Annotated in this window: 9 protein-coding genes; 7 read left to right on the top strand and 2 right to left on the bottom strand. The window is 75.6% G+C overall.

From position 1 onward, the window contains the following. Window positions 1-12 precede the first annotated feature (12 nt). On the top strand, window positions 13-501 hold the full coding sequence (locus C8E97_RS18865; protein WP_147455168.1) for a hypothetical protein: 489 nt from the start codon (window positions 13-15) through the stop codon (window positions 499-501). Here C8E97_RS18865 and C8E97_RS18860 read toward each other — a convergent pair. Next, window positions 493-1,284, bottom strand: coding sequence for an ABC transporter permease (locus C8E97_RS18860; RefSeq protein WP_121006907.1), 792 nt, complete (start codon window positions 1,282-1,284; stop codon window positions 493-495). The genes C8E97_RS18865 and C8E97_RS18860 overlap by 9 nt on opposite strands. After that, a complete protein-coding gene (locus C8E97_RS18855) occupies window positions 1,281-1,925 on the bottom strand; it encodes an ABC transporter ATP-binding protein (RefSeq protein ID WP_121006906.1) in 645 nt (214 codons plus the stop codon). Before C8E97_RS18855 ends, C8E97_RS18860 begins: the two co-directional genes overlap by 4 nt. A 376-nt stretch (window positions 1,926-2,301) precedes the next feature. Here C8E97_RS18855 and C8E97_RS18850 point away from each other — a divergent pair, with 376 nt between their 5' ends. The 6 genes from C8E97_RS18850 to C8E97_RS18825 all read left to right on the top strand — a co-directional run bounded on the left by C8E97_RS18850 (window position 2,302) and on the right by C8E97_RS18825 (window position 19,187). After that, window positions 2,302-9,660 (top strand): non-ribosomal peptide synthetase, encoded by a 7,359-nt coding sequence (locus tag C8E97_RS18850; protein ID WP_170211904.1) that lies wholly within the window; start codon window positions 2,302-2,304, stop codon window positions 9,658-9,660. Continuing rightward, window positions 9,660-11,093: a DUF92 domain-containing protein gene (locus tag C8E97_RS18845; RefSeq protein WP_121006904.1), complete on the top strand. Its 1,434-nt coding sequence runs from the start codon at window positions 9,660-9,662 to the stop codon at window positions 11,091-11,093. The genes C8E97_RS18850 and C8E97_RS18845 overlap by 1 nt, the downstream gene beginning before the upstream one ends. Window positions 11,094-11,130: 37 nt before the next feature. Further along, a complete protein-coding gene (locus C8E97_RS18840) occupies window positions 11,131-12,051 on the top strand; it encodes a UbiA family prenyltransferase (RefSeq protein WP_121006903.1) in 921 nt (306 codons plus the stop codon). Then, a complete protein-coding gene (locus C8E97_RS18835) occupies window positions 12,044-13,057 on the top strand; it encodes a UbiA prenyltransferase family protein (protein ID WP_121006902.1) in 1,014 nt (337 codons plus the stop codon). The genes C8E97_RS18840 and C8E97_RS18835 overlap by 8 nt, the downstream gene beginning before the upstream one ends. Then, on the top strand, window positions 13,054-13,722 hold the full coding sequence (locus tag C8E97_RS18830; protein WP_170211903.1) for a class I SAM-dependent methyltransferase: 669 nt from the start codon (window positions 13,054-13,056) through the stop codon (window positions 13,720-13,722). The genes C8E97_RS18835 and C8E97_RS18830 overlap by 4 nt, the downstream gene beginning before the upstream one ends. 245 nt (window positions 13,723-13,967) lie before the next feature. Beyond that, complete coding sequence (locus C8E97_RS18825; protein ID WP_121006901.1) at window positions 13,968-19,187, top strand: type I polyketide synthase; 5,220 nt, start codon at window positions 13,968-13,970, stop codon at window positions 19,185-19,187. Window positions 19,188-19,217 lie beyond the last annotated feature (30 nt).

Here is a 19,217-nt window from a genome sequence, read left to right as displayed (position 1 = left end):
AGGGGTGGTGTCATGGAGCGGGGTGGGTTCGCCGCGCACGACTCGGGAGGGCGCGATCGACCACCGCGACCCCGTCGACGGGCGCCCGCCGCCGTGCCGCCGCGCGCGGCGGCGGCCGCCGGGGTGCGGCTGCGGTCGCTCGCGGCGAGGGTGCCGTTGCGCGTGTTCGCCGGGGCGGGCGCCCTGTCGTTCGGCGGCACGGCGGTGGCGCTGCTGCTGACCGAGGGCGAGGACGCCTCGTGGCACCAGCGGTGGCAGCGCACCGAGGTCGCCGTGTTCGACCTCGTGCTGGCCCACGACCTGGTCCGCCTGTCCCGCCGCCCGGAGGGGTGGCGGGCGCTGCTCGGGTCCTCGGTCCTCGTCGGCGGCCTGCTCACCCTGGGCCACGCGCGCGAGCTGGCCCGCCGCCGGGGCGGCGGGCGCTACCACCTGCTCGCCGGGGCGTCCGCCGCGCTGTGGACCGCCGTCGGCCTGGCGCGGTGGGCGGACCGGTCAGAGTGAGCCGGTCTGCGCGACGTGGATGCGGGTGCGCAACCGGAAGGCGACGAGGCCGATCGTCGCGCACACGACCAGCCACAGTGGACCGATCAGCAGGTAGCGGACCGGGAACTCGTCGGTGAACCCACCGGCGAACCCGGTCTGCATCGGCCCGTAGGTCGGGAGGTAGCGCACCATGTCCTTGTTGGCGGCCGGGTTCCCGATGGGGTTCTGGAGCAGGACGTCCACCATGCTGATCATGATGATGGTGAACATGCCTTCGAGGTCGCCGCGCAGCACGACGCCGAGCACGATCCCGATGCCGCCGTACGCGAGCGTCGCGGCGAACAGCGCCGCGCCGATCAGCCACAGCTGCCGGGGCTCCCAGAACACCCTCAGCACGGCCAGCGCGTAGGCGGAGACGACCGCCGAGCTGACCACCAGCGCGGTGAGCTTGGCGGTGACCAGGTGCGCCCGGGGATAACCCGCCAGCACGAGCCGGCGATCGAATTCGGACGATTTCCGGGTGGTCATGAACATCACGAACCCGACGATCAGCGTCACGGCGTTCAGCGCGCCGCTGAGGAAAGACACCTGCTGGCCGTCGACGGTCAGCATGGTGTCCGTCGCGCGATAGCGGAACTCCACCGGGTTGCCGGGGATGAACCAGTCGATGAGCTTCACCCACACCGGGATGAAAGCGATCACCAGCACGATGGCCAGTCGATTCCGGGCGTGCTCCAGGATGGCGAAGCCGGCGGCGGTCGGCCAGCGCCCCGGTGCGGCGCCGACGGGGTTCCGGGTCACGATGCCTCCGATTCGACCGACGTCTGCTCGATCACGCCGGATTTGAGGTGGTGGACGGAATCGAATCGCTCCCGGTCGTGCACCAGGTGCGAGATGACCACGATGGTCCGGTCCCGCGCGTGCAGGTCGGCCGCGATCTCCCAGAATCGGAGGTAGGTCTCCCAGTCGAACCCCTGGTAGGGCTCGTCGAGCAGCAGGACCGCCGGGTCGTGCATCAGCGCCAGGGTCAGGTTGAGCTTCTGCCGCGTCCCGCCGCTGAGGAAGCGGACCGGGGTGCGGCGGTACTCGGCGAAGTTGAGGCGTTCGACCAGTTCCAGTGCCCTCGTGACGGTCGGCAGCCGGTACGCGGCCTGGAACAGGCGCAGGTGCTGGTCGATCGTGAGGGCTTCGTTCAAAATCGATTTCTGCGGGCAGTAGCCGATCGAACCGGAGCGCCGCACCGATCCGCCGCTCGGTTTCAACTCGCCGGCGAGTATGCGCAGCAGGGTCGATTTACCCGCGCCATTCTCGCCGACCACGCCGACCAACGCGCCACTCGGTAAATCCAGGTCGACGCCGTTGAGGACGTGCCGACGGCCGAACTGCTTGCGCAAGTCCCGCACCTGGAGAGCCGGCGGTTCCGCGACGCGTGGCGAGTTCATGCCACTCTCCTGTCACATATAAGTAAGCTTGACACCGAGTGTAAGGTCTTGTGCAAGGGAAGGTCAACACGGTCGCACGACTTGATCGAACTCGTCGCGGCACTGGGCGGACCGCACCGTTGATTGATCTTGGGGGAACGCGCGAGGGGGCCTCACGATGATTGTCCCGGCCTGCTGACGAATATAGCGGAACTGCCGTGCGCGGGTGCGCCGGGCGATTCGGTGAACGGGTCGCCCGGTGGTCGAACGGGAGGTGTTCGACGATCCCCGCGTGCGCGAGAACCATGGGGGCGGTATGACTTCGTTGCGCACTGGCCGATCGGCCGGGCACGGGGGGAGGGGATCGGCGGCCCCGCCCGACCGCTGGTTCGCCTCCGTGTCCGACCAGCTCGAACTGCGGGCCGCCGACCGGCCCTCGGCGCGGGCGTTCACCTTCCTGCCGGACGGGGAGACCGAGGGCGGTCGGCTCACCTACGCGGAACTGCTGCGCCGGGCCCGCGTCGTGGCGGGCGAGCTGGGCAGGCGCGGGCTCGCCGGCGAACGCGCGCTGCTGGTGTACCGGACGGGGCTGGACTTCGTGGTCTCGCTGTCCGGGTGCTGCTACGCGGGCGTCGTGCCGGTGCCCGCGCCCGAACCGGCCGCCGGGTCGACCTATCGCGAACGCCTCGCCGGCATCGCCGCCGACGTGCGGCCCGCCGTCGTCCTCACCGAGTCCTCGGTGGACTCGGCGAAGTCCTTTGTGGATGGTGTGGACGCGGTGCGGACCGACCTGCTCGACGGCGCGCCGGCCGACGCGCCCGCCCCGGTGTCACCGGACGGGGTCGCCTTGGTGCAGTACACCTCCGGCTCGACCGGGCAGCCCAAGGGCGTCGTGCTCAGCCACCGCAACGTCGTCGAGAACCTGCGGTTGATCCAGGCGGGCATCGGGCGGCCGTTCGCGCCGGACACGGTGGTGTCCTGGCTGCCGCTGTTCCACGACATGGGCCTGTTCGGCATCGTGCTGAGGGCGCTCTACACCGGCGGGCACGCCGTGCTGATGCCGACCGGCGCGTTCCTCCGCGACCCGACGCGGTGGTTGCGCGCCATCTCCCGGTACCGGGCGGACGTCGCGGGCGGGCCGAACTTCGCCTACGAGCTGTGCCTGCGCCGGGCGGAGCGCGCCGACCTCGACGGCCTGGACCTGAGCTGCTGGCGGACGGCGTTCAACGGCGCGGAGCCGGTGCGGGAGTCGACGGTCCGCCGCTTCACGGAGGTGTTCGGCGCGTACGGGCTGGCGCCCGAGGCGGTGTGGCCGTGCTACGGGATGGCCGAGTCCACGCTGCTGGTCGCCGGTGTGCAGAGGGGCGAGCGACCGCGCTTCGTCTCCCTGGACGCCGACCGCCTGGCGCTGGGCGACGCCGTGCCCGCCGGTCCGGGTGGCCGGCACACCGTCCTGCCCGTCTACGAGCTGCCGATCCCCGGTGACGCCCCGCCCGGCGGTGATCCACCGGACGGTGTCGTCCCCGAGGGCGTTCCGCCGGGGTCGGCGCCGTCCACTGCCGCGCCGAGGGTGGAGGTCGTGGATCCGGGCACCGGCGCGCCGCTGCCACCGGGGCGGGTGGGGGAGATCTGGGTCAGCGGTGGCGGCGTCGCGCTCGGCTACTGGAACGCGCCGCAGGAGTCCGAACGCGTCTTCGGCGCGCGCCTCCCGGACGGCTCCGGGCCGTTCCTGCGCACCGGCGACCTCGGCTGCCTGGTCGACGGTCCGCCGCGGGCCGTGGTGGTCACCGGGCGGTTGAAGGACGTGGTGGTCGTCCGGGGCCGCAACATCTACCCGCAGGACGTCGAGCGCGCCGTCGAGGCCGCGCACGAGGCGGTGCGCCCCGGTGGTGTCGCGGCGTTCGGCGTCGACGACGGCGTGGAGGAGGCGTTGGCGGTCGTGGCCGAGGCGTCACCCGGCCGGGCGGGCGACGGGCGGGCGGTGGCGGAGGCGGTGCGCGCGGCGGTGTCGAGCGCGCACGGGGTGGCCCTCGGCGGCCTGGCGATCGTCCGGCCGGGCGGTGTGCCCAGGACGTCGTCCGGCAAGGTGCGCCGTGGGGCCTGCCGGTCGGCCTTCCTCGAAGGGCGGCTGCGCGTGCTGTACCAGGAGGGGCCGGTGACGCCGCCCGGCCTGGCGCGGGTGGCGGACGTGCTCGCGGAGGCCGGTCTCGTCGGGGGAGACCGGCCGCTGTCGGCCGACCGCCGCCTGCACGCGCTGGGGCTCGACTCGCTGAAGGTCGTGGCGCTCCAGGAGCTGGTCGAGGCCAGGTTGCGCCGCAGGGTCCCCCTCGCGGTGCTGCACGGGTGCGGGACCGTGGGCGACCTGGTCGCGGCGCTCGGGCGGCTGCCCGCCGAACCGCCGGTGGACGCGTCGTCGGCGAGTGCCGCGCGGGGCGTCGCGGCACCGACCGGGACGGCGCTCACCGAGACGGTGGCCACCGACAGGGCACTCATCGACACCGCACTCATCGACACCGCACTCATCGACACCGCGCTCACCGACACCGCACTCATCGACACCGCGCTCACCGACACCGCGCTCACCGACACCGCGCTCACCGACACCGCGGCCACCGCGCCGGACGACGGCACCGCGTTCCCGCTGACCGACATCCAGCAGGCGTACGTCGTCGGCCGCGGCCTGGACTTCGCGCACGGCGGCATCGCCGCGCAGGCGTACTTCGAGTACGACCGCACGGGCCTGGACCCGGACCGGCTCAGCGCGGCCTGGCACCGCACCGTCGAGCACCACGGGATGCTCCGCGCCGTGATCACCGCCGACGGCGGCCAGCGCGTCCGGCCCGAGGTGGAGCGCACCCCCATCCCCGTGGACGACCTGCGCGGCCTCCCACCCGACCGCGTCACGGCCGCCCTGACGGCGACCAGGGAGGCGCTGTCGAAGAAGGCCCGCCCGGTCGACACCTGGCCGCTGTTCGACGTTCGACTGTCCAGGATGGACGGTGACCGGTGGCGCGTCCACGTCGGCGTGGACCTGCTGATCGCCGACGGCCGCAGCCTGCTCGTGATCGTCGACACCTGGGGCAGGTACTACGCCGACCCGGACGCCGAGCTGCCCCGGCCGGCCGTCGGGTTCCGCGACCACGTCGAGGCGCAGCGCCGCCGCCGGACGCCGCGGGCGGTCGAGGCGGCGCTGGCCCACTGGCGCGAGCGGGCCGACCGGCTGCCGCCGGGGCCCCGGCTGCCCGAGCCGCACGTCCGGCCGCCCACCGCCGCGCCGGACTTCCACCGCTTCGAGGCCGAGGTGGACCGCGGGACGTGGGCTCGGCTGCGCGGGCGCGCCGAGCAGGCCGGGCTGACGCCGTCCGCCGTGCTCGCCGCCTGCTACGCCGCGACCCTGCGCCGCTGGTCGGCCCGCCCGGACTTCTCGCTCAACATCACCTTCTTCAACCGGCCGCCCACGCCCGCCGGGCTCGCGGACGTCGTCGGCGAGTTCACCTCGATCGTGCCGGTGGGCGTCGACCCCGCGCGCGAGGACCTGCTGTCGTCGGCCCGCGACATCCAGGAGCAGCTGTGGTCGGCGCTGGAGCACCGGGCGGTGTCGGGCATCCGCGCCCTCCAGGAGGTCTCCGCCGCGCGCGGCCTCGACGAGCCCCTGGTCCTGCCGTTCGTGTTCACCAGCGTGCTGGAGGACGTCGACGAAGCGGGCGCGTGGCTGGGCACGCGGGCGCACACGGCCTCGCAGACGCCGCAGGTCGTGCTCGACCACCAGGTCTTCACCAGGTCGGGCAACCTCCTCCTGACGTGGGACGCCGACCGGACCCGGTTCCCGCCGGGGCTGGTCGAGGAGGTCGTCGCCACCTACACCGGCGCGCTGCGGGCGTTGGCCGACCCGGCGTGCGACTGGGCCGCCCCCGTCCCGGTGCGACCGCCGTCGGCGACGCCGCCGGTCACCGCGCCCGCCGAGCGGTGGACCGGTTCGCTGCTGACCCGCGTGCTCGCGGCGGCGCGGCGCGACCCGTCCGCCACCGCCGTGGTCGCCGGCGGCGTCCGGCTCGGGTACGCCGAGCTGCTGGGCCGGGCCGCCGCCGTCGCCGCCGACCTGCGCCGGGCGGGCGCGCGGCCGGAGGCGCCGGTCGCCGTCGTCGCGGACAAGGGGTGGCAGCAGGTCGTGGGCGTGCTGGGGGTGCTCGGGGCGGGCGCGCCCTACCTGCCGGTCGACCCCGACCTGCCGCCGGCGCGGCTGGCGCAGGTGTTCGACGACAGCGGCGCGACCCTCGCGGTGACCACCGAGGGCCTGGCGTCGTCGGTGCCCTGGCCGCCGGGCGTCCGCACCGTCGTGGTGCGCCGGGACCACGCGGCGGGGGAGCACGTCCTCCCGGCGGGGGAGGAGTTCCACGAGGCCGACGACTCGGAGCTGGCCTACGTGATCTACACCTCGGGCACCACCGGCAGGCCGAAGGGGGTGATGATCGAGCACGGCGCGGCGCTGGCCACCGTCGGTGACGTGGTGCGGCGGCTGGGCATCGGCGCGCGCGACGCCGTGCTGGGCGTGACGCCGCCGACCTTCGACCTCTCCGTGTTCGACCTGTTCGGGGTGCTCGGCGTCGGCGGTACGCTGGTGCTGCCGGACGCCGACCGGGCGGTCGACCCGAGGCACTGGGCCGACCTGCTGCGCGCGGAGCGGGTGACCGTGTGGAACTCCGCGCCCGCGCTGATGCGCCTGCTGCTGGGCGAGGTGCGCGCCGACACCGCCGCCGCCCTCGCCCCGCTCCGCGTGATCATGCTCAGCGCCGACTGGATACCCGTCGGCATGGCGGCGCGGCTGCGCCGGGAGTGCCCGGACGCCCGCCTGGTGAGCCTCGGCGGCGCGACGGAGGCGGCGATCTGGTCGGTGTGCTACCCCGTCGACCGGGTGGACCCCGCGTGGCCGAGCGTGCCGTACGGCACCGCCCTGGCCGGTCAGGGGTGCGCGATCCTGGACGACGCGCTGCGCCCCTGCCCGGTGTGGGTGCCGGGCGAGCTGCACATCACCGGCGCGGGGCTGGCGCGGGGCTACTGGCGCGACCCGGAGCGGACGGCGGCCGCCTTCCCCGTCCACCCCGGCACCGGCGAGCGGATGTACCGGACCGGCGACATCGCGCGGTGGCTGCCCGACGGGAACGTGGAACTGCTGGGCCGCGTCGACTTCCAGATCAAGGTGCACGGCGTGCGCGTCGAACCGGCCGAGATCGAGACCGCGCTGGCCGACCACCCCGGTGTGGCGGCCGCGGTCGTCGTCGGCGCGGGCGAGCGGGACGGCGAGCGCAGGCTCGTCGCGTTCGTCGTGGGACCGGCCGACCTCCGCCCGGAGCTGGGCCGCTTCCTGTCGGCCCGGTTACCGGCCGCCCTCGTGCCGCGCGACCTGCGGTTCGTCGGCGAGCTGCCGGTCACGGCGAACGGGAAGGTCGACCGCGCCGCCCTGCAACGGCTGGCGGACGCGCCCCCGGACGCGTCCGCGACCGCGTCGACCGGCACGGCCACCGGCACCGGCACGGTCACCGGCACGGCTGCCGACGGGACCGCGGAGCACGCCGCGCCGGGCGGTGGCGTGGCCGCGCGGGTGCTGCCCGAGCTGACGGCGCTCGCCGCCGACGTCCTCGGGCGCGCGATCGAGCCAGGGACCGACCTGCACGAGCTGGGCGTGGGCTCGATGGACCTGATCCGGCTGGTCAACGCGGTCGAGCGCAGGTTCGGCGTCCGTCCACCGGTGCGCGACGTGCTCCGCGCGCCGACGTTGGCCGGCCTCGCCGGGCTCCTCGGGAGCGCACCGGCCGGTCCGCGCCGCGCCGAGGTGTTCGCCGACGCCGCCGAGCGGTCCGACCACGTGCGGCGGCGGGTCGCCTGGCGCGAGTTCGACGGCGGCAGGCTGCGGCTGCACCTGCCCGGCCACCCGTCGAGCGCCGACGACGGCCGCCGCACGACGCGGGACTTCGCGCCCGAGCCCGTGCCGCTGGACCGGTGGTCCGCGTGGCTCGGCGCGCTGCGCGCCCAGCGGCAGGCGGAGTCGGCGGTGAAGCTGCGCTACCCGTCGGCGGGTGGCGCGTACCCGGTGCAGACCTACCTGCACGTGAAACCGGGCCGGGTCGAGGGGCTCGCCGCCGGCCTGTACTACTACGACCCGCGCGGGCACGCGCTGGTGATGCTGCGGGCGGACCACGCGCTGCCGTCGGACATCCACTGGCCGACCAACCGCGGCGTCTTCGAGCGGGCGGCGTTCTCGGTGTTCCTGGTGGCGTCCATGGCGGCCATCGAGCCGCTGTACGGCGACCTGGCCAGGGACTTCTGCCTGGTCGAGGCGGGCGCGATGACGCAGTTGCTGATGGCCGAGGGCAACCGGCTCGGCGTCGGCCTGTGCCCGATCGGGGCGGTCACGCCGACGCCGGTCCTCCGGGACCTGGGGCTCAGCGGGCCGCACGAGCTGGTGGCGAGCATGGTCGGCGGCGCGCCCGCGCCCGAGGGCGCCGACGGCGTCGCCGAGTCGGCTGCCGCGCCACGTCTCGCCGAAACCCCGGCACCACGTCACGCCGAAGCCCCGACGCCGCACCACGCCGAGGTCCCGGCAGCGCACCACGTCGAGGTGTCGGCCGGCGGCGGCCACCACGAGGCCCCGCGCCGCTCGCCGACGCCCACCGCGCTGCGCGACGCCCGTTCGGTGGTGGTGACCGGCGCGACCGGGTTCCTCGGCGGCCGGGTGGTCGCGGAGCTGCTGCGCTGCGGTGTCGAGCACGTCCACTGCGTCGTCCGCGCACCCGACCGCGACGAGGCCGTGGCGAAGCTGGCGCGTGCGCTGGAACCGACCGGCGTCGCCGTGGACGAGCGGGTCGTGCCGGTGCCGGGCGACCTGCGGCTGCCCCGGTTCGGCCTGGACGACGCGGCGTGGGCGGCGCTGGCCGAGCGGGCCGACGTCGTGGTGCACAACGGCGCGGTGGTGAACTGGCTGGCCGACTACCGCGGCCTGGCGCCGGTCAACGTCGGCGCGACCGGGCAGGCGCTGGAGCTGGCCGGCCCCGACCGCCCGCTGGTGCACGTGTCCACGGTGGGCGTGTTCCCGTTCGGCGGCGGTGCCGCGCGGGTGGTCCGCGAGGACGACCCGCCCGGCGACGAGCGGCAGCTGTTCGGCGGCTACACCCGCACCAAGCGGGCGGCCGAGCAGCTGGTGGTGGCCGCCCGGCGGCGCGGTTCGCCGGTCACCGTCGCGCGGCCGGGCACGATCACCGGGCACAGCCGGACGGGCCGGTTCAACCAGGCGTCCTTCCTGGACCGGATGCTCGTCGGCTGCATCCACCTCGGGTGCGCGCCGGACCTCGACATGTGGGTGGACATGAGCCCGGTCGACGCCGTCGCGTCGAGCCTGGTGCACCTGCCGCTGGGCGGCACCTACCACCTGACCAACCCCCGGCCCGCCCCGCTGGCGCGGGTGCTGGCGTGGCTCGGGGAGTGCGGGTACCCGCTGCGGACGCTGCCGTTCGACCGCTGGCGCGCGTTCGCGCTGGACTCGCCCGGCTTCGCCGACAACGCACTGCACCCGTTCGAGGGCTTCCTGGCCGCCGCGGCCGAGGAGCACCTGGCGATGCCCCGGTTCGACTGCGCCGCGACCTCGACGGCGCTGGCCGGCGCGGGCGTGCGGTGGCCGCCGGTGGACGGCGAACTCGTCGCGCGCTACCTCGACACCTACGCCAGGGCCGGGTTGATCCCGACGCCGGCGAGGGGGCGCTGATGCGCGACCACCTGATCTCCCTGGCGCTGTTCGGCGGCGTGGGCGGCGTCCTGGTCGGACTGCCCCGCGTGCCGGGCCGCGGCGGTCGGGACCTCCGCCGCGGCCTGGCGCACGTGGTGTCGGGCCTGCTGGCGACCACGGGCGTGCTGGTCGTGCAGGACAAGGCGGCGTTGCTGGTCGCCGGCGCGCTGGGCGTGGTGCTGACGGCGGTGTGCGTCGAGCGCGGCTGGATCGGCGGCGTCCTGCGCGGGTCCCGGTTGCAGGACTACGGTTTCGTCGCCTACGCGGTCGCGTTCGTCGTCCTGGTCGCCTGGCTGTTCCCGCAGCGGGGTCCGATCGTCGCGGGCCTGCTGGTGCTCGCGCTGGCCGACCCGGTGGCCGCCGCCGTCGGCCGCAGGATCGGGCGGGCGCGCGTCACCACCGGGTTCAGCGAGCGCAGCGTCGAGGGCGCGGTCGCGTTCACGGTGGTCGCCGCCGCCGTGCTGGCCGTCGTCGCCGCCCTGCACCGGCCGTCGCCGGCGGCGTTCGCCGCCGTGCTGCTGATCGCGGTCACGGCGGCGGCGGTGGAGCTGCTCGCGCCGCCCGCGCTGGACAACCTGTTCGTGCCGCTGTGGGTGGCGTTCCTGTTCTCCACCGCCCTGTCCTCCACCGCGTCGGACGCGCCCGGCGTCGACTGGCTGCCCGCCCTGGCGGTCGCGGGCGCGGGCGCGTCGGCGGTGTGGCGGTTCCGGTGGCTGGACCCGCCGGGCGCGGTGCTCGCGTTCCTGCTCGCCGCCGGCCTGCTGGTGACGGGCGGCTGGGCGTGGCTGGCCCCGCTGGTGGTGTTCCTGGCCAGCACGAGCGTGTTGACCAAGGCGAACCCCACCGACCGCGACGCCCGCGGCCTGGAGCAGACCGTGGTGAACGGCCTCGTGCCCGCGCTGCCCGTCGTCGGGCACGTCCTGGTGGGCGGGGACTGGTGGTACGCCGCGCACGTCGCGATCGTGGCCGTGGCGTGCGCCGACACGTGGGCGTCGGAACTGGGCAGGCGGCTCGGCGGCGCGCCGGTGTCGATCCGGTCGCTGAAGCGGGTCGGCGCGGGCACGTCGGGCGCGGTGTCGGCGGTCGGCCTGCTGGCCAGCGTGGTGGGCGGCGGCCTGGTCGGCGCGGTCGGCGCGGTCGCGGCGGGCGGGTGGCGCTGGGAGCTGTTCCTGGTCGGCGTGGTCGTCGGACCGCTGGGCGCGCTGGTCGACACGGTGCTGGGCGCCTGGGCGCAGTGCCGGTACCGCTGCGTGGCGTGCGGGCTGCGGCAGGAGCGGCCGCGGCACTGCGGCGAGCGGGGAGTGGTCGTGGCAGGGGTGGCGGGGTTGACCAACGAGCGGGTCAACCTGGTGGCGAACATCGCGGGCCCGGTGCTCGCGTCGCCGTTGCTGTCGGTGGTGGGCCCGTGGTGAGCGCGCGGCGGGAGCGCCCGCGCACGAGGAGGGGACGATGAGCGAAGTGGTCGACCCGCGGCCGGTCGGGTCGAGGTGGTGGGCGGTCGCGCGGTCGGTGCGACCCAGCACCCGGATGTGGTACGACCTCGTGGCGCCGGGCGCGATGATCCTCGTGGTCACCGCGGGCCGTCCGCCGCTGTGGGGCACGGTGCTCGCGCTCGCGCTGTTCGTCGTGTTCCACGCCGGGCACACGTACTTCAACGACGTCACCGACGTCGACGTGGACCGCAACAGCGTCGAGCGGGACCGCAGCGACCGGGCGCTGGTGAGCAACCGGGTGTCCCGTTCGGACATGATGGTGACCGGCATCGGGTTCGCCGCGGTCAGCCTGGTGCTGGCGCTGGTGATCTCGCCGCTGGTGCTGCTGCTCACGGTGGTCGCGACGGCGCTGGTGCTGGCGTACAACTTCCCGCCGGTGCGGCTGTCCGGCCGCCCGCTCGCCACGCAGGTGTTCTGGCCCGTCACGTGGGCGTTGATGTACGCCATCTGCGCGTTGGCGACGGAGAGCGGCGACTGGCGCGACGGGCTGCCGTTCCTCGCGTTCGTGGTGCTGTTCATGGGCATCGGCGAGGCGATCACCCAGGACACCAGGGACGCCGACAACGACGAGGCGGGCGGGCGGCGCACCACGCCGGTGGTGTTCGGCGTCTGGCCGACGGCCGTCGCGGCGTGGGTCGCGCAGGCGCTGTCGGTGGTCGCCCTCGGGTTCGCGGTCGCGAACGGGTCGGTGTGGCCGTGGTGCGGCGCGGTCGCGGTGGCGGGCGTGGTGGCCTGGCTGGCCCGGTTCTGGCTGGCGGTCGCGCGGCTGCGCCGGGGTTTCGACAAGGCCGAGGCGAAGCTGACCCACGTGGGCTCCATCTACACCTTCACCTTCGTCAACGTGGTGGTCGGGTTGGGGGTGGTGATCGGTGGTTGAGCACGCCGAGCACGCCGCCGCGCGGACCTGGTGGGACGAGCGCACCCTGCGCAACCCCGTCGCGCGCGCCTACGTCGCGGTGACCTCCGGGTACGCGCGGTGGGGCGTGCGCGGCGGGTGGTCGGGCGCGCTGCTGTCGCAGGTCCGCGTCATCCGGCCGGTCACGCGGCTGTGGTTCGACGCGGTCCTGCCGTGGACGGTGATCACCGTCCTCACCGGCGGGCACCCGCCGCTGCGGGAGACCCTGCTCGCCATCGCCGTGATGGTGCTGATCCACGCGTCGCTGACGATCGTCAACGACGTGCAGGACCGGGATTCCGACCACCGCAGCGCCGAACCGCTGCGCTCGCTGCGCCCGGTCACCCGCGGCGCGATCCCGCTCCGGTCGGCCTACGCGGAGGCGGCGGTGCTGGGGCTGCTGGGCATCGCCGCCGCGTTCGCGCTGTGGTGGTTGGTGGGCGTGCTCGCCGTCGTGATCACCGCCATCGTGCTCCAGCACGAGCTGCCGCCGGTGCGGACGCAGGGCCGGCCGCTGCTGGGGCAGCTCGCCGGCGTGGTCGGGCTGGTGCTGATCACCGGTCTGCTGGCCGTCGCCGTGCGGACCGCGCCGGGCGCGCAGGCGGTGCCCTACCTGCTGTTCGTGACGGCGTACATGGGCGTCGCGGAGATGCTGGTCAAGGACATCCGGGACGTCGACAACGACGAGGCGGCCGGGAAGAACACCACGGCCGTGCGGTACGGGCCGGTCCGGGCCACCAGGGCGGCGACCGCCGCCTACACCGTCGCCGCCGCCTGCTGGCTCTGGTTCGCGGCGGTCAACGACCTCCTCGCCACACCCGTGGCGCTCGTGGCGGCGGCGGTGCTGGTGGGGTGGGTCGGGTACACGGTGTGGGCGGCGAACTCGCTGGCCGCGCGGTTCGGCAAGGGCGTGTGCATCTCACTGCACACCGGCTCGATCGGGACGTTCACCGCCGTCAACCTCGGCACGCTGGCGGCGCTGCTGTGACCGCCGCGGACAGGGGCGCGTTGTTCGACCCCGTCGCGGGCCTGTACTCGGCGGTGTTCCCGCACGTGTGGCGGCGGCTCCTGCCGCACGTCGGCCGGTGGGTGGTCGACCGCGTCGGCCCGGCGCGCCGGGTGCTCGACGCGGGCACCGGCTCGGGCTACTGGCTGGGGCTGCTCGCCGCCGCGCGCACCCGCGACCGCCTGGTCGGCGTCGACCTGTCACCGGCGTTCCTGGGCATCGCCCGCGAGCGGCTGGCCGCGACGGGCGCGGAGCTGCGGTTGGCCGACCTCGCCCGAACCGGGTTGCCCGACGGCGGTTTCGACGCGGTCGTCTGCGCGGGCGTGCTGGACACGGTGCCCGATCCCGAGGCCGCGTTCGCCGAGTTCCACCGGCTGCTCGCGCCCGGCGGCCGGCTGGTGCTGGTGCTGCGCGGCGAGAACCGGGCGGTGTCCCGCGCGCTGGAGGTGTTCTTCCGCTCCGTCGTGCGGGCGGTGCACGCCCTGAAGGCGCGGTCGTGGCGGGGGACGCCCACCGCCGAGGGGCAGTGGGCGCGCCGGCCGCTGCTGCCGCGCGTGCCGGTGCTCGCCGGGCGGGTGGGGCTGGCGGTGGTGGAGACCCGCCGCTGGAGCCTCGCCTCGGGCGTCCTGCTGGAGCGGCCGTCGTGATCGCAGAAAAGTCCTCGTAGAACAGTCCTCTTCGGACAGTGCCGGTCCGGGCGCGTGACGTCCCGGACGGCTTCCCGCGACCGCCGCCGGCTTCCCCCGGCGGCGGTCGTCCGGTGCCGGGGCCCGGAGCGCGCCCGGCGCCCGCCGACAGCCGCCCACCTGCGGACTTCACCGCTCCTTGACGATCCCTTCGGCGTCGCCGCCCAGCATGGGACTCCGCAGTCGTCGACCGAGGGGAGCGCCCGATGTCCGCCGAGCCGATCGCGATCGTGGGAATGGGGTGCCGGCTGCCCGGCGGTGTCGACACGCCCGCGCAGCTGTGGGACATGCTGTCGACCGGCCGGGACGGGATCACCGAGATCCCGCCCGGTCGCTGGGACCCCTACGAGGTGCCCGGCACCGAGAGCGCGCGGGCCCTGCGCGACACCACCCGGCGCGGCGCGTTCCTCGCCGACGCGGCCGCCTTCGACGCGGACTTCTTCGGTGTCACGCCGCGGGAAGCCGAGATCATGGACCCGCAGCAGCGCCTGGTGCTGGAGGTGACCTGGGAGGCGCTGGAGCACGCGGGCATCCCGCCGCACGGCCTCGCGGGCAGCGACACCGGCGTCTTCGTCGGCGTCGGCTCCGACGACTACGGGAGGCGGATGCTGGAGGACCTGCCCCGCATCGAGGCGTGGACCGGCATCGGCGCGGCGCCCTGCGCGGTGGCCAACCGGGTCTCCTACGTGCTGGACCTGCGCGGCCCGAGCTTCGCCGTGGACACCGCCTGCTCGTCCTCGCTGGTCGCGATCCACCTGGCCGTGCGGAGCCTGCGGTCGGGCGAGACCACCGTCGCGATCGCGGCGGGCGTGAACCTCATCGCCGGTCCGGGCCTGACGATGGTCCTCGACGCGGCGGGCGCGACCTCGCCGGACGGCCGGTCCAAGCCGTTCGACAGCACGGCCGACGGCTACGGGCGCGGCGAGGGCGTCGGCGTCGTCGTGCTCAAGCGGCTGTCCGACGCCGAGCGCGACGGCGACCGGGTGCTGGCGGTGGTGCGCGGCAGCGCGGTCAGCCAGGACGGCCGCACCAACGGCATCATGGCGCCCAACGGCGAGGCCCAGGCGCACGTGGCCCGTGAGGCGCTGCGCGACGCCGGGCTCGACGCGCACGACGTCGACTACGTCGAGGCGCACGGCACCGGGACGCGCGCCGGCGACCCGGTCGAGGCGGCGGCGCTGAGCGCGGTCTACGGTCGGTCGCGCACGGGCGACGACCCGTGCCTCATCGGCTCGATCAAGGGCAACATCGGCCACCTGGAAGCCGGCGCGGGCGTCGCCGGGGTGATCAAGGCGGTGCTCGCGCTGGGGCACGGCGGGATACCGCCGAACGCGGTGTTCGACCAGCCCAACCCGAACATCCCGTGGAGCACCAACGGACTGCGCGTGGTCGACGCCCCGACCACGTGGCCGAAGCGCGGCCCGGTCCGCCGGGCGGCCGTGTCCAGCTTCGGCTACGGCGGCACCGTCGGCCACGTCGTCCTCGAAGAGGCGCCCGAGCCGGCCGCCACCGGCGACTTCGAGGGCATCGGCCTGTACGCCCTGTCCGGCGCGTCCACCGACGCGGTCGCCCGGTACGCCGACGCGCTCGCCGACTGGCTGGAGGGCGAGGGCGCGGCCACCTCGCCGCACGACCTGTCTTACGCGCTGCTGGCCCGCCGGACGCACCTGCCGCACCGCACCGCGGTGGCGGCGGACGACCTCGGCACGCTGGTCGCCCGGCTGCGCGCGGTCGCCCGCGGCGAGGAGGACGTGGAGGGCGTCACCAGCGGGACGGTGCTGCCCACCGCGCCCGCCGACCCCGTGTGGGTGTTCTCCGGCCACGGTTCCCAGTGGTTCGGCATGGGCGCGGAACTGCTCGCCGAGAACCAGGTCTTCGCCGACGTCATCGCGGGCATCGACCCGATCTTCGTGGCGGAGATGGGTTTCTCCCCGCTGGAGGTGCTGGTCACCGGCGACTACGCCGAGGTGGACCGCATCCAGCCGATGATCTTCGCGGTGCAGGTGGCGCTGGCCGAGGTCTGGCAGTCCGCCGGGCTGCGACCCGGTGCGGTGATCGGCCACTCGGTGGGCGAGATCGCCGCCGCCGTGGTCGCCGGCGTGCTCGGCGTCGCCGACGGCGCGCGGCTGGTGTCGCGCCGCTCGGTGCTGCTGCGCCGGGTGGCGGGCGGCGGCGCGATGGCGATGCTCGGCCTGCCGTTCGACGAGGTGCGGCGGCGGCTGGGCGACCGCGCCGACGTGGTGGCCGCGATCGAGTCCTCGCCGCTGTCGACCGTCGTGGCGGGCGAGCCGGGCGCCGTCGAGCGGCTGTGCGAGCAGTGGACCGCCGAGGGCCTGGTGGTGCGCCGGGTCTCCTCCGACGTGGCGTTCCACAGCCCGCAGATGGACCCGCTGCTGGCGGAGCTGACGCGCGCCGCCGACGACCTGACCGTCCGCGAGCCCGCCGTCCCGCTCTACACCACGGCGTTGCCCGACCCCCGCTCCACCGCGCGCCGCGACGGCGCCTACTGGGCGGGCAACCTGCGCAACCCCGTCCTGCTGGCCACCGCCGTCACCGCCGCCGCGGCGGACGGCCACCGGATCTTCCTGGAGGTCTCGCCGCACCCGGTCGTGGCCCACTCCGTCGGCGAGACGCTGTCCGAGCTGGGCGTGGCCGACTCGCTGGTGACCGGCACGCTGCGCCGGTCGCGGCCCGAGCGGGACGCGGTGCGGCACAACCTCGCGCTGCTGCACTGCGCGGGCGCGGCGGTGGACTTCGCGGGCGCGCTCCCGCGCGGCCGGGTGCCGTCGCTGCCCCGCGTCGCGTGGCGGCACCGCCCGTACTGGTTCACCGGCTCCGCGGTCGGGCGCGGCGGCATCGGGCACGACGTGGCCGCCGAGAACCTGCTCGGCGCGCGGCTCGACGTCGCGGGCGCGGCGAACCTCCAGGTGTGGCGGACCACCCTGGACGAGGACAGCCGGCCCTATCCGGGCGACCACCCGGTGCACGGCGTGGAGATCGTCCCCGCCGCCGTGCTGCTCAACACGTTCCTCGCGGCGGGCGGCGCGGAGGCGCTGACCGACGTCGTGCTCAAGGCCCCGGTGCCGGTGACCGCGCGGCGGGAGCTCCAGGTCGTGCGCCAGGACGACACCGTGCGCATCGCCTCGCGGATCGTCGCCGAGGACGCCGGCGACGCTGCCGACCAGGCGTGGCAGACCCACAGCACCGCCACGATCTCCGCCGACGCCACCGCGGGCACCGGCTTCGACCTCGCCGAGGCCGGGCTGCGGTGCGCGGAGGTCCGCGACCCCGGCGACGTGCTCGACCGGCTGCACGCCGTCGGGGTCGCCGACAAGGGGTTCCCCTGGCGGGTCGACGCGCTCGCGGCGGGCGACGCCGAGGTGCTGGCCACCGTCCGCCCGCACCCCGACGGCGAGCCCTCGCCGGGGTGGGGCTCGGTGGTGGACGCCGTGCTCACCGTCGCGCCGCTGGTGTTCCCCGGCGACCCGGTGCTGCGGATGCCCGCGCACGTCCGCCGCGTCGTGCTGACCGGGCAGCCGCCGGCGACCGTGCTGGTCCACGTGCGACTGGACACCGAGGACACCGTGGACGTCGTGGTCGCCGACGAGGGCGGCGCCGTGCTGGGCGTGCTCGACGGCCTCCGCTGCGGCACGCTCGACGGCGACCGGGGCGCGCCGGTCAGCCCGCGCAGGCTCGTCCACCGGGTCGACTGGCGGCCGGTGGACGTGTCCGCGCCGCGCCGACGCCCCCTGGGCACGGTCGTCGTCGTGGGGCCGCGGGCCGCGGTCGTGGCGAGCGCCTTGGAAGCGTTCGACGTGCGGACCCGCCCGGTGACCGACCTCGACGAGTTCGAGCGCGTCGCGCCGGACCTCGGGCCCGGCGACGCGGTCCTGGTCGTCGCCGGGCGTCCCGGCCCGGTCGGCGAGGCGGCGGTCCGGGCCTCGTGGCTCCTCGCCCGGACCGCCCAGCTCGTCGGCGAGCACAACGCCGCCCTGCCGCCGCGCCTGTGGGCGGTCACCACCGGGCAGGCGGAGTCGGCGGAGTTCGACGCGCTGGGCCAGGCCGCCGTCTGGGGCCTGGGCCGGATCGTCGGCGGCGAGCACCCCGAGCTGTGGGGCGGTGTGGTCGACCTCGACCCGGCGCGCGACGACCTCGGCGCGGAGGGGTTGGCGCGGGTGCTGCGCGCCGCGGCCGACCCCGACGTGTTCGCCGTGCGCGGCGGCGAGGTCCTGGCCGCCCGGCTGGCCACCGTCGACGGCGAGCCGACCCGCCCGCCGTTCGAGTGCCGCTCCGACGGCACCTACGTCGTCACCGGCGGCTTCGGCGTGCTGGGCTTGGAGGTCGCCGCCTGGCTCGCCGGGCGCGGGGCGCGCCGGCTCGTGCTGGTCGGCCGGACCACCGTGCCGCCGCGCGCCGAGTGGGACCGGGTGACCGACCCGGCCGTGCTGGAGCGCGTCGCCGCCGTGCGCGCCCTGGAGGCGCAGGGCGTCACCGTCAAGCCCGTCGCGCTGGACGTCACCGACCGGGCGCGGGCGGTGCGGCTGCTCGACGCCGACGCGCTGGACGTGCCCCCGGTGCGCGGCGTCGTGCACGCCGCCGGTGTGCTGGACAACCGGATGCTGCGCACCCTGGACGAGGCGTCGCTGCGGACCGTGCTGGCGCCCAAGGTGCAGGGCGCGCTGGTGCTGCACGAGCTGTTCCCGGTGGGGGAGCTGGACTTCTTCGTCCTGTTCTCCTCCGTCGGGCAGCTGCTCGGGCTGACCGGGCAGGCGAGCTACGCCTCGGCCAACGCGTTCCTCGACGCGCTGGCGCGGCACCGGGCGGCACAGGGCGACGCGGGCGCGGTGAGCCTGGCGTGGACGTCGTGGCGGGGCATGGGCATGGCGGTCAGCGACGTCGTGGACCAGGAGCTGCGCGATCGCGGCGTGGGCGACATCTCGGCCGCCGAGGCGTTCTCCGCGTGGGAGTTCGCCGCCCGCCACGCCCTGCCGCACGCCGTCGTCCTGCGCGTCGCCGAACTGGACGCCGGGCGGTCGCCGCTGCCCGTGCTGGCGGGGCTCGCCTTCGGCGCGGCGTCCGCCGACGAGGACGCCGCGAGCGGCGACGACCTCGCCGCGCTCGACCCCGCGGACCTGCGGGCCCACCTGCTGGCGCGGGTGGCCGGCGAGATCGGCGGCGAGCTGAAGATCGACGCCGACGCCCTGGACGTCCGCCGCCCGCTCGGCGAGCTGGGCCTGGACTCGGTGATGACGCTGTCCATCCGCCGCCGGCTGGAGAAGCGGTTCCGGCTCAGCCTGCCCGCGACCCTGCTGTGGAACCACCCGACGGTCACCGCCATCACCGACTACCTCGCCGAGCGGCTCGCGCCCGCGGGGGAGCGGGCGGCCGGGGAACCCGCCCCGCGGCTCAGCGGCGTCGGCGGGTGAGCACCCCGACGACACGAGACGGACGACACG

It is taken from the genome of Saccharothrix australiensis (genome assembly GCF_003634935.1).
In the GTDB taxonomy this organism is placed as follows: Bacteria; Actinomycetota; Actinomycetes; order Mycobacteriales; family Pseudonocardiaceae; genus Actinosynnema; species Actinosynnema australiense.
The sequence above is the reverse complement of the archived record's forward strand: the minus strand, read 5'-3'. Positions and strand labels throughout refer to the sequence as shown.

What these genes read in the sequence shown, in the direction of transcription:
- C8E97_RS18840 (WP_121006903.1), top strand. Translation starts at nt 11,131, where the DNA reads ATGAGCGAAGTGGTCGACCCGCGGCCGGTCGGGTCGAGGTGGTGGGCG.
- C8E97_RS18865 (WP_147455168.1), top strand. Translation starts at nt 13, where the DNA reads ATGGAGCGGGGTGGGTTCGCCGCGCACGACTCGGGAGGGCGCGATCGA.
- C8E97_RS18845 (WP_121006904.1), top strand. Translation starts at nt 9,660, where the DNA reads ATGCGCGACCACCTGATCTCCCTGGCGCTGTTCGGCGGCGTGGGCGGC.
- C8E97_RS18825 (WP_121006901.1), top strand. Translation starts at nt 13,968, where the DNA reads ATGTCCGCCGAGCCGATCGCGATCGTGGGAATGGGGTGCCGGCTGCCC.
- C8E97_RS18855 (WP_121006906.1), bottom strand. Translation starts at nt 1,925, where the DNA reads ATGAACTCGCCACGCGTCGCGGAACCGCCGGCTCTCCAGGTGCGGGAC.